We start from the raw sequence: 12,321 nt of genomic DNA on the forward strand, positions 1-12,321 counted from the left end.
AGAGGGAAAATAACTATGATGAAAAAACTTGAAAAAGTTTTGATGCCTCTAGCAGAGGCCATTGGGCGTAATAAATACTTAGTTGCCATTCGTGATGGTTTTTTAGTATCAACGCCATTATTGATTGCCGGGTCAATTTTCTTATTAATTGGAAACTTTCCAATTACTGCTTGGACTGATTGGTTAGAATCAGTAGTTATTAATTCAAATACAGGTGAAACATTAGCGTCTTTTATCAGTAAGCCATCAAGTGCAACTTTTGATATCATGGCTATCTTTGCGGTAGTGGGGATTGCTTATTCGTTTGCTCGTCAAATGAAGACTGATAAAATCTTCGGGGCGGCTGTTGCCATTATGTCATGGTTTTTGATCATGCCATATACAGTTGAAGGTACTGTTACTGTTGGTGGTGAAGAAGTTGCTGCCAGCTTATCAGGATTACCACTTGGCTGGGTCGGAGCCAAAGGTATCTTTGTGGGAATTATTGTATCTTTTGTGGCTGTGCATATTTATGCTTGGGTTGAAAAAAGAGGTTGGGTAATTAAAATGCCTAAAGGGGTACCACCTACAGTTGAACAATCATTCGCTGCGTTGATTCCAGCTGTTGTGGTAATGGCAGTATTCTTTGCCATCAACTTATTATTTGGTTTTTTAGGAACAAACGTATTCCAAATTATTTTTGAATTCTTACAAACACCATTATTAAACCTTGGAGATACTTTAGGTGCCATGGTTATTGCTTATATTTTCTTACATTTATTCTGGTTCTTTGGAGTAAATGGTGGTTCTGTAGTTGGAGCTGTATTTAATCCAATTTTACAAACATTAGCAGTTGAAAACTTAGAATTCTTTAGAACTGGAGTTGGTGAAGGTCATATTATTTGTCAACAATTCCAAGATTTATTTGCTACATTTGGTGGTTGTGGATCAACATTATCATTGATTATTGCCATGTTATTATTCTGTAAATCTAAACGAATTACTGAATTAGGAAAATTAGCATTAGTACCAGGTATTTTTGGAATCAACGAACCAATTGTTTTTGGACTTCCAATCGTATTAAATCCAACGATGTTAATTCCATTTGTTTTAGTACCGACAATAAATATTATTATTTCATATTTTGCAATGGCGATGGACATCGTACCAATTTGTAGTGGGGTGCAAATTCCATGGACGACACCAGTTGTCATTTCAGGTTTTTTAGCTACTAACTGGGTTGGAGCTATTTTACAGGCCATCTTGTTAGTAGTTGGAATCTTTATCTATATGCCATTCATTAAGATTATGGATAAACAATACTTAATTGATGAAGCAAATGCGATAGAAGAAGACGAAGATGATGATATTTCTCTAGAAGATTTATCATTTGATGATTTATAATAAAGGAGGCAATATATTATGAAAGTAATTATGATTTATGATCAAATTCAATCAGGCGCTGGAATTAAAGATGATCATATGATTCCTTTAGGAGCAACCAAAGATCCGGTGGGGCCAGCAATTATGATGGAACCATATTTAAAACAAGTCGGTGGTCGCGTTGTTGCTTGTCTGTATTGTGGTGATGGATTTTATGAAGCTAATCCTAAAGAAGTAAGTCGTAAACTTTGTGCTATGGTTAATAAATTAAAACCTGATGTTGTCATGTGTGGACCAGCTTTTAATTACTTGGGCTATGGTAAGATGGCAGCAAATATTGCTTATGATATTAACCAGACAACAGACGTTCCAGCTTTTGCTGCAATGTCGATTGAAAATGTAGAAACAATTAATGAATTTAAAGATAAAGTTCATATTGTAAAGACACCAAAAAAAGGTGGCACTGGTTTAAATGAAGCATTAGATGGAATGTGTAAATTAGCAAAAGCTTTGACAGATAAAGAAGATCTAAATTCAATTACTTCAAAGTATTGTTTCTAAGTTATAAAAAAGGATGCTTTATTAAGCATCCTTTTATCAAAATCAAAGGAGGAAATAAAAAATGTGGGGTATTATTGCAACATGGAGAATGGCCTTAGAAGGTATTAGTAAAGCCAGTGATATACTATCTGCTGGTGGCGATGCTGGTGATGCTATTGAAACAGCTGTAAAAGAAGTTGAAGATTTTCCATATTATAAATCAGTCGGTTATGGTGGCTTACCAAATGAAGAAATGGAAGTAGAATTAGATGCGGCTTATATGGATGGGGATACTTTAGATATTGGCGCAGTAGCGGCAATTAAAGATTATGCTAATCCTGTAAGTATCGCTAGAAGATTATCAAAAGAAAAAGTTAATAATTTATTAGTTGGTGAAGGAGCAGAAAAATTTGCTCATAAAGAAGGTTTTGAACGTAAAAACATGTTAACTGACCGAGCTAAGATTCACTATCGTAATCGAGTTAAAGAAGTAAAAGAACAAGAAATTAAACCATATGCCGGGCATGATACAGTTGGGATGGTTTGTTTAGATGATCACGGTAAAATGACATCGGCCACTTCAACAAGTGGGTTATTTATGAAAAAAGCTGGTCGTGTTGGTGATTCACCAATTTCAGGATCTGGATTCTATGTTGACAGTAAAGTTGGTGGTGCTAGTGCGACCGGACTTGGTGAAGATGTAATGAAAGGCTGCGTAGCTTATGAAATTGTGCGTTTAATGAAAGAAGGAATGCACCCACAAGCAGCCTGTGAAAAAGCAGTTAATGATTTTGATTTAGAATTAAAACAACGCCGTGGTAAAGCGGGTGATATGTCCTTAGTAGCAATGAATAATAAAGGAGAATGGGGTGTTGCCACTAATATTGAAGGTTTTTCTTTTGCGGTAGCTACTGCTAATGAAAAGCCAACTGTTTATCTAACTGAAAATATTGATGGTAAATGTGTGCATACAGTTGCCAGTCAAGAATGGCTAGATAACTATATGGCAACAAGAATGGCTCCATTAGAAGAAAAATAAAATGGAAACAGAAATATTAACTAAAATAGATGAAATCTCTAAACAGATGATTGACAGCATCATTGATATAGTCAAAATTGATAGTGTTGAACAACCAGCTACGACAGATGCTCCATTTGGGACTGGAGTTAAAGAGGCTTTAGTAAAAACATTGAATTTAGCTGATTCATTAGGTTTTGAGACAACTAATATCGATAATTATATTGGTTATGCCAGTTATGGAAAAAGCAATGATTATATTTGTGCTATTGGTCATTTAGATGTCGTTCCTGTGCAAACTGGCTGGAAACAGCCACCATTTAGTGGTTACATCGAAAATGGAACAATTTATAGTCGGGGAATTTTAGATAATAAAGGGCCAATTCTAGCTTGTTTATTTGCTTTATATGCCTTAAAAGAATTAAATATCAAATTAAAACATCAAGTTAGAATTATTTTTGGCTGTGATGAAGAAACAGGATTCGAAGATTTAAAATACTATTTATCTAAAGAACAACCACCGCTGATGGGATTTACTCCTGATTGTAAATATCCCGTTGTCTATGGTGAAAGAGGACGAGCTGTCGTCAAGATTAGTGGTGAAAAGGAAAAATTAAGTGAATTTTTCACTTTGGTAAACGAATATATCTTAAATGCTAAAAATAACGGGGAACGTTTTAATATCGACTTTAAAGATGATGAATTTGGATTACTTGAAGTTAGAAATTATCAATTATTATTAGATGATGCTCCAGGTATTCAATTTAGTATCAGTTATCCCGCTAATGTAACGGTAGCGACAATAGTCAATAATATTAAAAAAGCAGTTAGTGATTTTAAAGTTGAATTGATTGATAATTATAATCCAGTTAAGTTTGAAAAAGATTGTCAACTAGTTAAAACATTAGTTTATACTTATGAAAAAGTAACTGGTAATGATGGAACCCCAGTAACTACAACTGGAGGAACATATGCCAAATTAATGCCTAATATTGTTCCTTTTGGTCCTTCATTTCCAGGTCAAAAAGGAATTGGGCATCAGCCTAATGAATGGATGACAATTGAAGATATAATCACTAATGCTAAAATTTATGCTTTAAGTCTGTATTATCTAGCAAAATAGAAAGTAGGGAAAACGAATGATTGAAATATGTTGTGGTAGTTATGAAGATGCCATGAACGCTTATAATGGCGGTGCTACACGAATTGAATTAAACAGTGCTTTACATTTGGGCGGTTTAACACCAAGTGTAGCTTCATTAAAAATGGTCAAAGCTAATACTAAATTAACGGTAATTTGCATGGTACGACCTCGCGCGGCTGGATTTTGTTATGATAAATATGAATACCGTCAAATGCTCTTAGAAGCTAAAGATTTATTAGAAGCGGGCTGTGATGGATTAGCTTTTGGTTTTCTACATGAAAATCATCAAATTGATTTAGAAAGAACAAAAGAGTTTGTAGCACTATGTAAAAAATATCGTAAAACAGCCGTTTTTCATCGAGCTTTTGATTGTGTTAATGATCCTTATCAAAGTATTGAATCATTAATTGAACTAGGGGTTGATCGAATTCTTACTAGTGGTTTAAAAGCTAAGGCACTTGATGGAATTGAATTAATTAAAGAATTACAAGCACAATATGGTGATAAAATTGAAATATTAGCTGGTAGTGGCGTTAATGCAACTAATGCTAAAGAAATAATGGAAACAGCTAAGATCAAGCAAATCCATTCATCTTGTAAAACTTGGCGAACTGATTTAACTACCAGTGGTAAAGATGTTAATTACTGCTATGGACCTGAGGGTCATCGTGATGATTATGATGTTGTAAGTTTAGATTTAGTTAAGCAATTAGTAAAATTAGGATTATGAAAAAGAAAGTCTGGTTTCGATATTTAGTAACTATCGTTGCAGTAATCGCTTCATCGTTTTTACAAACTTATGCGATTAAAGTATTTGTAAACCAAGCCAATTTATTATCTAGTGGTTTTACTGGAGTAGCAATTTTAATTGAAAGAATTACTTCTTTGTATGGTTTTAGTTTTTCTACATCACTTGGAATGATTGTTTTAAATTTACCGGTTGCTATTCTTTGTTATAAAAGTATTGGAAAAAAATTTGTTATTTCATCACTTTGTCAGGTCTTTCTAACAAGCTTTTTGTTACAAGTATGTAGCTTTCCACCACTATTTGACGACATTATCTTAAATGTTTGCTTTGGTGGTTTTGTTTATGGAATTGCGACAGTTATTGCTTTAAAAGGAAATGCGTCAACAGCGGGAACAGATTTTATTGCATTATATGTATCTAATAAAAGCGGGAAATCTATTTGGGGATACGTATTTATCTTTAATACTTGTATTTTATGTATTTTTGGTTATATGTTTGGTTGGATTTATGCTGGGTACTCGATTGTTTTTCAATTTATTTCAACTAGAACCATTTCATCCTTTTATCAGCGATATAAACGAGTTACTTTACAAATCACAACTAAAGAACCAGAAAAACTGGTGGCTGCTTATATTAAACAATATCGCCATGGTGTATCAGTATTAAACGGTTATGGTGGTTATAGTAAAGAACCAATGAGTTTATTGCATACGGTTGTTTCTGCTTATGAGGTTCAAGATATTGTTCAATTACTACATGAATTTGATAGTAAAGCGATAATTAACGTAATTCCAACTGAAAATTTTATTGGAGGTTTTTATCAGGCTCCATTAGACTAGGACTGTTTTTAAACAGTCCTTTTAGCAATCAAAAATTATGCTTTAAAACTCTAATTATTATGATACAATGTCCTTGTTGTTATAAGTTGGGGGGATATTATGAGCAAAAATATTACTCGCGATGAATTAAAAGAAATATTATTAAGTGAAGATGTTACAAAAATAAAAAAGACCATTTCTAAAATTCATCCGGCTGATCTTTTAGATTTACTTCATGAAGATGAAGAAAATATTAAAAAATTAATCGATCATCTACCAAATGATGTTATTGCCAATATCATCGAAGAAGAAGATGATGAAGATGAGCAATATGAATTATTGAAATTATTTAGTGATAATAAGCAAAGAGAAATTCTTGATGAAATGTCTAAAGATGAACTTACCGATATGGTCAGTGAGTTAGAGGACGATGAAAAACAAGATATTTTCAATAAGATGGATCAAGATGATAAAGAAGATGTTGAACGATTATTAACATTTGAACCAGATACAGCTGGTGGAATCATGACGACGGAATATATTAGTATTCGAGCTGGAAATACGGTTGAAAAGACTTTAAAATATCTTCAAGAAAATACTGAAGAAGATACAACTTATTATTTATATGTGGTTGATTCACAAAATGTTTTAAAAGGCGTTGTCTCATTAAGAGACATTGTTAGTAGTACTTTTGATACCAAGATGATTGATATTACTAATCCTAATGTTAAAACAGTTCTTTATAACGTTGATCAAGAAGAAGTAGCGCGTAAGTTTAAAAAATATGGATTTATCATGATGCCGGTTGTTGATGAAGCGGATCACTTATTGGGTGTAATTGAATTCGATGATATCATTGATATCATCCAAGAGGAAAATACTGAAGATATTAATTTATTAGGTGGAGTTAACTCAGAAGAACGACTTGATTCAACTATTTTAGAGTCCTTTAGAAGTCGGATTCCCTGGCTGATCATCAATTTATTTACTGCCGTCATGGCTGCTTCGGTTGTTAGTTTTTTTGAAGGAACGATTGCCCAGGTAGTAACGTTGGCTACTGTTATGCCAATTGTAACGGGAATGGGTGGTAATGCTGGAACCCAAACTTTAACCATCGTGGTACGAGGACTGTCACTTGGGGAAATGACTAGAGCTAATGCAATCAAGATTATGTTAAAAGAGATAATCGTTGGTATTTGTAGTGGCACAATCATTGGTGTGTTAGTAGCAATTGGTTCAATGTTATTTGAAGGAAATCCAATTTTTGGTTTAGTAACTGGAATAGCGATGTTTTTAAATATGATTTTAGCTAATATTGCTGGTTATTTCATTCCAGTTATTTTAGATAAACTAAAAGTTGATCCGGCTTTAGCCAGCGGGGTTTTTGTTACAACAGTTACTGATATTTTAGGATTCTTTTTCTTTTTAGGATTGGCAACAGCCTTTTTACCATATTTAATATAAAAATGTTAAGGAGATAAAAAATGGAAGAAAAATTAGATGAAATTATTGTTTTATTAAAAAATATTGATCGTAATCTACAGATCTTAGTTGATGAAAAACAACCTAAAGTAACTAGACCTAGTAATGAAGCAATTTTAAAACAGTTTGAAGAAACAGAAAAATTATTTAATAAAGTTATGAATAAAGGGAAAAAGGAAGAAAAATAAGCAAAAAGCTGTAACGTAGTTCGTTGCAGCTTTTAATTTAATTCCTTATACTGTTTATCTTTAAAATTCTTCACAATTTTTATTACTTCAATCATATCTTCAGGTTCAATCTCAACACCATCATTACTGGCAAAAACACAGTTTTCAAAAATATCAATATAATCATCTAATAATTCCGGATAATTATCTTGAATATAATCTAAATTTTTGTCATGGTTAGTAATATTATTGTTGTCAAATTTTTTAAACATATAATCACTCCTAGTAAGATAATATTATAGTCACCATAATTCAATAATGCAAATGAATTAGGTGACAATTTTGTAAGAATAAAACAAAAATAAGTATTAATTAGTTATAATAAGACCAGGTGGTGAAAATCATGAAGATATTAATTGTTGAAGATGATGTTCAATTAAGAGATGAATTAAAAAAGTTGTTAGATAATAATGGTTATCAGGGCATTATTTTAGCGGACTTTAAAAATGCCTTGACTAGAATTTTAGAAATTGATCCTGATTTAATTTTGTTGGATATTATGATTCCGTATTTAAATGGTCAGCAGTTATTAAAAAGATTACGAGAAGTTTCCGATATTCCGGTCATAATGGTAACTAGTAAAGATAGTGAAATTGATGAAATTTTATCTTATAGCTATGGAGTTGATGATTATATTACTAAGCCCTATAATCCAACGATCTTATTATTAAGAATTGAAGCTTTGATGAAGCGTTTAAATAAAAAGGAACCTAAATTAAGTTATCGGGATATTAAAATTAATTTATTAAAAAGTACGCTGGAAAAAGATGATGAAGAATTGTTATTGTCTAAAAATGAAATGGGAATTTTTTATTTTTTAGTTATTAATCAGGGAAAAATAGTTACTAGAGATGATATTATGAATTATTTATGGGGAACTGATAAATTTATTGATGATAATACTTTGACGGTTAATGTTACTAGATTAAGAAAGAAACTAGAGAAGATTGGTTTATATGATGTAATTGAAACTAGAAGGGATCAGGGTTATATATTAATATGAAATTGATTGATTATTTAAAAGATCGAATTTTACTGATCATGATTTTTATAACTATGATAATAGTTGTGGTTTTTTTATTAGTGATGTATCGAGTACCGGCTACTTTAATAACTGCCATAATAATTGTAATGTTGTTGTTTTTATTAGTAAGTATAGAAATTGATTATTATCGTCGTAAAGGGTTTTATCAGGATTTTTTATTTAAGTTAGAAAAGTTGGATAAAAAGTGTTTAATTATTGAATTAATGAAAAAGCCGGCTTTTTTAGAGGGAAAGATCATGTATGATTCATTGTATGAAATTGATAAATCAATGTATGAAGAAATTGGAAAATATCAGGAACAATTACATGATTTTAAAGAATATATCGAACTATGGATCCATGAAGTTAAGATACCGCTTGCTAGTACGAAATTAATGATTTATAACCAGGAAAAGGATACTCGGAAATTAAAAAATCAAATTAATCGGATTGAAAATAATGTTGAGCTGGTTTTGTATTATTCGAGACTAGGAAACAGTGAAAAAGATTATTTAATTAAAAAATGCGATTTGGCGACGATTATCAAAAATGTTATAAAAAAAAATCAAGATAGTTTATTATATCATCAAATAAAAATTAATATCAGTGAGATTGAAAAACAGGTTTTAAGTGATAGTAAATGGTTAGAGTTTATAATTAATCAAATTGTCAGTAATAGTATTAAATATTGTCGTGATGATCATCGTCAAATAGGTTTTAAAATTATTGATAACCAAAATACTATTGCCTTGGAAATAATTGATAATGGTATTGGAATTAAAAAAAGTGATCTTCCCTATGTTTTTAATAAATCCTTTACGGGAGAAAATGGTCGAATTGTCGGTAGTGCTACAGGAATGGGCTTATATATTGTTAAAGAGTTATGTGATAAATTAGGTCATCAAATCAAAATAGAATCAAAGGTGGGTAAATATACCAAAGTAACTATTTATTTTAATGATAATCAATATTACAATGTTGTAAGCTAATGTAAGACTAATCAATGTTAGTAGGAATTACTTTTTTCTATAATAAAATTGTAAAGGAGATGGATTTATGGAAGAGATATTAAAGATTGAAAAAATAAGCAAGTATTATGGAAATAAGAGTAATCTTACTAGAGCTATTAGTAATTTATCTTTAACCGTTAATAAAGGCGAATTTATTGCCATCATGGGTTCTAGTGGTTCCGGGAAAACAACTTTATTAAATTTAGTTTCAACAATAGATAGGGTAACTAGTGGTCATATTTATTTAAAAGGACAAGATGTTACTAAATTAAAAGGAAATAAATTAAATCAATTTCGTCGTGAAGAACTAGGCTTTATTTTTCAAGATTTTAATCTTTTAGACACTTTAACAGGATATGAAAATATCGCTTTAGCTCTGCAAATTCAAGGTCTTAAATATAAGACAATTAATCAAAAAGTCTTACAAATCGCTAAAATATTAGATGTTACAGAAGTTTTAGACAAATATCCTTATGAAATGTCAGGAGGACAAAAACAGCGAATTGCCTGCGGTCGAGCAATTGTTACTAATCCTGAATTGATCCTGGCCGATGAACCGACTGGCGCTTTAGATTCAAGAAGTTCGCGAATGCTACTTGAAAGCTTGACAAAATTGAATCAAGATTTAAAGGCAACAATTTTGATGGTAACGCATGATGCCTTTAGTGCCAGCTATGCCTCAAAAGTTGTCTTTATTAAAGATGGTAAGATTTTTAATGAATTTAATCGGGGTGAATCTAGTCGTAAAGAGTTTTTCAATAAGATTATTGATGTTGTTTCTTTATTAGGAGGCGATATCAGTGATGTTATTTAATTTATCAATCAAAAATATTAAACAGAGTTTTAAAGATTATGCGATATATTTTGTAACATTAATTTTAGGGGTGGCTATTTTTTATATTTTTAATGCTTTAGAAACCCAGAGTGTGATGTTACAAATTAATGATACGGCTAAAGATATCGTTAAAATGATGAATAATATTTTATCTGGGGTTAGTATTTTTGTTTCGTTTGTTTTAGGTTTTTTAATTGTTTATGCCAATCGATTTTTAATGAAACGAAGAAAAAGAGAATTTGGAATTTACCTGACATTAGGAATGTCTAAGTTTCAGGTTTCTAAAATATTAATTTTTGAAACTATTATTATTGGTTTGATTTCTTTAGTTATGGGTTTAATTGTAGGAATTGGTTTATCCCAGATCATGTCAATTGTCGTTGCCAATATGTTTGAAGCTGATATGCAGCAGTTTACTTTCGTTTTGTCGACTAATGCGTTGTTTAAAAGCTGTTTATATTTTGGAATTATGTATTTACTGGTAATTGTTTTTAATACAATTCAAGTAAATCGCCAGCAGTTATTACAATTAATTGTATCGCATCAACAAAGTGAAATGATTAGAATTAAAAATCCGGGGATTTGTATAATTGTTTTTATCATCGCGGTATTACTGTTATCTTATGCTTATTATAATGTCACCAGCAATGCTTCTAGTTTAGTTAGTTTCTTCTCCGTTATTTTACAAATGATTTATGGAGCCTTGGCAACATATTTAATTTATAGGTCATTAGCTGGTTTATTATTATATTTTATCAAACTAAAGAAAAACACTTATTTTAAACGTTTGAATAGTTTTACAATCAAACAAATCAGCAGTAAAATCAATACGGCTGTATTATCATCAACTGTTATTTGCTTATTATTATTTTTGACCATTTGTATTTTTTCTAGTGCTGTAGCTTTAAATAATACTGCTAATGAAGAAATTGATCAGCTGGCTCCAGCAGACGTTTGTATGTATATTGATACTAAAGCTAATAATATTACAGTAGAACAATATTTAAAGAATCATCAAATAGATATTTCAGCTGATTTATCAGCAAGTTATTCTTTTAATACGTATTATAGCTCTCAATTGACTTATGGCACTACTTATGGAAATATATATAGTGATGTTAGTGAATCTTTCTTAAATGAAACGCAGCGAATTGTTAAAGTCGGCGATTATAATCAGGTAGCAAAATTATATCATCTACCGGAATATAATTTAAATGATAATGAATATGTTGTTGTTGGTAATTATAGTAATAGCATGAATATGATCAATTTATGGCTTAGGGAAAAACCGGATATTGTTTTAAATGATAAAATTTATCATAGTAAATTTACACAGTGTCAAAATGGATTTTTAATGATGCAAAGTAGTCCAATGGATATGGGATTTTTTGTAGTACCAGATAATGCCGTTAATAATATGATGATCGATGCAAGTTATTTGATTGGTAACTATGATGCTTCAAGTCGTGATCAAAGAAATGAAATTGATCAAAAGATAACTGATTATTCTAGTGATACTTTAATCATTAGTACCAAAATTCAAATTGCAACTGCTAATACCGGTAGTGGCGCAATGGTTATTTTTATTGGATTATATATTGGAATTGTCTTTTTGATTTCCTGTGCTGCCATTTTAGCACTAAGAGAATTATCACAAGCGATTGATAATAAAGAAAAATATCAGATATTAAGAAAAATCGGGGTTGATGAAAAAATGATCAATCATTCAATTTTTATCCAAATCGCTATTTATTTTTTACTACCATTAATATTAGCTTTGATTCATTCTATCTTTGGATTACAAGTTTGTACTTTAATGTTAGAATCGGTAGGAAGACTAGATCTTACCAGAGCAACTTTGACTACAGCGATCTTCCTGGTTTTGATTTATGGTGGCTATTTTGTGATTACTTATTGGTGCAGCAAAAATATTATTAAAGAAAATTAAAATTGACTCCAAAGCATTAATTTGTTTTGGAGTTTTATTTGTTTAAAAAACTAGTCTAAATTTGGCAAATAAGCATATAAATAATAGTGATTAGGAAATGTTTTTATTTAAAAACATTGATTAAAACAGTATAATTAATATTGTATTATGATATCTATTGTGATA

At 30.7% G+C, this 12,321-nt stretch carries 13 protein-coding genes; 12 read left to right on the plus strand and 1 reads right to left on the minus strand.

Translation table 11 applies throughout. The features are described 5' to 3' along the window. Positions 1 to 18: 18 nt before the first annotated feature. From Q0K54_RS13210 to Q0K54_RS13245, 8 genes are all read left to right on the plus strand, one after another. On the plus strand, positions 19 to 1,383 hold the full coding sequence (locus Q0K54_RS13210) for a PTS sugar transporter subunit IIC (protein WP_294581945.1): 1,365 nt from the start codon (positions 19 to 21) through the stop codon (positions 1,381 to 1,383). 18 nt (positions 1,384 to 1,401) lie between these two features. Next, positions 1,402 to 1,923, plus strand: a complete 522-nt coding sequence (locus Q0K54_RS13215) for a GrdB-related putative oxidoreductase (protein ID WP_294581946.1) — start codon at positions 1,402 to 1,404, stop codon at positions 1,921 to 1,923. A 61-nt stretch (positions 1,924 to 1,984) separates the two neighbouring features. After that, entirely contained in the window at positions 1,985 to 2,941 is a 957-nt protein-coding gene (locus Q0K54_RS13220; RefSeq protein WP_294581948.1) for a N(4)-(beta-N-acetylglucosaminyl)-L-asparaginase, read from the plus strand. A gap of 1 nt (position 2,942) precedes the next feature. After that, positions 2,943 to 4,043: a Sapep family Mn(2+)-dependent dipeptidase gene (locus Q0K54_RS13225; RefSeq protein ID WP_294581949.1), complete on the plus strand. Its 1,101-nt coding sequence runs from the start codon at positions 2,943 to 2,945 to the stop codon at positions 4,041 to 4,043. A 16-nt stretch (positions 4,044 to 4,059) separates the two neighbouring features. Next, positions 4,060 to 4,794 carry a copper homeostasis protein CutC gene (locus tag Q0K54_RS13230; protein WP_294581950.1) on the plus strand — a complete coding sequence of 245 codons (735 nt, stop codon included), beginning with the start codon at positions 4,060 to 4,062 and terminating at the stop codon, positions 4,792 to 4,794. Then, positions 4,791 to 5,651 (plus strand): YitT family protein, encoded by an 861-nt coding sequence (locus Q0K54_RS13235; RefSeq protein ID WP_294581951.1) that lies wholly within the window; start codon positions 4,791 to 4,793, stop codon positions 5,649 to 5,651. Before Q0K54_RS13230 ends, Q0K54_RS13235 begins: the two co-directional genes overlap by 4 nt. Positions 5,652 to 5,750: 99 nt before the next feature. Beyond that, complete coding sequence (gene mgtE, locus Q0K54_RS13240; RefSeq protein WP_294581952.1) at positions 5,751 to 7,094, plus strand: magnesium transporter; 1,344 nt, start codon at positions 5,751 to 5,753, stop codon at positions 7,092 to 7,094. Between the two features lie 20 nt (positions 7,095 to 7,114). Continuing rightward, a complete protein-coding gene (locus Q0K54_RS13245) occupies positions 7,115 to 7,300 on the plus strand; it encodes a hypothetical protein (protein WP_294581953.1) in 186 nt (61 codons plus the stop codon). Positions 7,301 to 7,332: 32 nt separating this feature from the next. On the opposite strand, the gene Q0K54_RS13250 is transcribed toward Q0K54_RS13245, so the two are convergent. Next, the gene (locus Q0K54_RS13250) at positions 7,333 to 7,551 is read right to left on the minus strand and encodes a hypothetical protein (RefSeq protein ID WP_294581954.1); all 219 of its coding nucleotides are present in this window, start codon (positions 7,549 to 7,551) and stop codon (positions 7,333 to 7,335) included. Positions 7,552 to 7,682: 131 nt separating this feature from the next. On the opposite strand from Q0K54_RS13250, the gene Q0K54_RS13255 reads away from it, so the two are divergent. The 4 genes from Q0K54_RS13255 to Q0K54_RS13270 all read left to right on the plus strand — a co-directional run bounded on the left by Q0K54_RS13255 (position 7,683) and on the right by Q0K54_RS13270 (position 12,156). Beyond that, a complete protein-coding gene (locus Q0K54_RS13255) occupies positions 7,683 to 8,342 on the plus strand; it encodes a response regulator transcription factor (RefSeq protein ID WP_294581955.1) in 660 nt (219 codons plus the stop codon). After that, the gene (locus tag Q0K54_RS13260) at positions 8,339 to 9,352 is read left to right on the plus strand and encodes a sensor histidine kinase (RefSeq protein ID WP_294581956.1); all 1,014 of its coding nucleotides are present in this window, start codon (positions 8,339 to 8,341) and stop codon (positions 9,350 to 9,352) included. Before Q0K54_RS13255 ends, Q0K54_RS13260 begins: the two co-directional genes overlap by 4 nt. A gap of 67 nt (positions 9,353 to 9,419) precedes the next feature. Further along, a complete protein-coding gene (locus Q0K54_RS13265) occupies positions 9,420 to 10,187 on the plus strand; it encodes an ABC transporter ATP-binding protein (protein WP_294581957.1) in 768 nt (255 codons plus the stop codon). Then, on the plus strand, positions 10,177 to 12,156 hold the full coding sequence (locus Q0K54_RS13270; RefSeq protein WP_294581981.1) for an ABC transporter permease: 1,980 nt from the start codon (positions 10,177 to 10,179) through the stop codon (positions 12,154 to 12,156). Before Q0K54_RS13265 ends, Q0K54_RS13270 begins: the two co-directional genes overlap by 11 nt. Positions 12,157 to 12,321 lie beyond the last annotated feature (165 nt).

The sequence above is a fragment of the uncultured Thomasclavelia sp. genome (genome assembly GCF_944324745.1).
Classification (GTDB): domain Bacteria; phylum Bacillota_I; class Bacilli_A; order Erysipelotrichales; family Coprobacillaceae; genus Thomasclavelia.

What these genes read in the sequence shown, in the direction of transcription:
- Q0K54_RS13260 (WP_294581956.1), top strand. Translation starts at nt 8,339, where the DNA reads ATGAAATTGATTGATTATTTAAAAGATCGAATTTTACTGATCATGATT.
- Q0K54_RS13245 (WP_294581953.1), top strand. Translation starts at nt 7,115, where the DNA reads ATGGAAGAAAAATTAGATGAAATTATTGTTTTATTAAAAAATATTGAT.
- Q0K54_RS13215 (WP_294581946.1), top strand. Translation starts at nt 1,402, where the DNA reads ATGAAAGTAATTATGATTTATGATCAAATTCAATCAGGCGCTGGAATT.
- Q0K54_RS13255 (WP_294581955.1), top strand. Translation starts at nt 7,683, where the DNA reads ATGAAGATATTAATTGTTGAAGATGATGTTCAATTAAGAGATGAATTA.
- Q0K54_RS13250 (WP_294581954.1), bottom strand. Translation starts at nt 7,551, where the DNA reads ATGTTTAAAAAATTTGACAACAATAATATTACTAACCATGACAAAAAT.
- Q0K54_RS13220 (WP_294581948.1), top strand. Translation starts at nt 1,985, where the DNA reads ATGTGGGGTATTATTGCAACATGGAGAATGGCCTTAGAAGGTATTAGT.
- Q0K54_RS13225 (WP_294581949.1), top strand. Translation starts at nt 2,943, where the DNA reads ATGGAAACAGAAATATTAACTAAAATAGATGAAATCTCTAAACAGATG.
- Q0K54_RS13270 (WP_294581981.1), top strand. Translation starts at nt 10,177, where the DNA reads ATGTTATTTAATTTATCAATCAAAAATATTAAACAGAGTTTTAAAGAT.
- Q0K54_RS13265 (WP_294581957.1), top strand. Translation starts at nt 9,420, where the DNA reads ATGGAAGAGATATTAAAGATTGAAAAAATAAGCAAGTATTATGGAAAT.
- Q0K54_RS13230 (WP_294581950.1), top strand. Translation starts at nt 4,060, where the DNA reads ATGATTGAAATATGTTGTGGTAGTTATGAAGATGCCATGAACGCTTAT.
- Q0K54_RS13210 (WP_294581945.1), top strand. Translation starts at nt 19, where the DNA reads ATGAAAAAACTTGAAAAAGTTTTGATGCCTCTAGCAGAGGCCATTGGG.
- mgtE (WP_294581952.1), top strand. Translation starts at nt 5,751, where the DNA reads ATGAGCAAAAATATTACTCGCGATGAATTAAAAGAAATATTATTAAGT.
- Q0K54_RS13235 (WP_294581951.1), top strand. Translation starts at nt 4,791, where the DNA reads ATGAAAAAGAAAGTCTGGTTTCGATATTTAGTAACTATCGTTGCAGTA.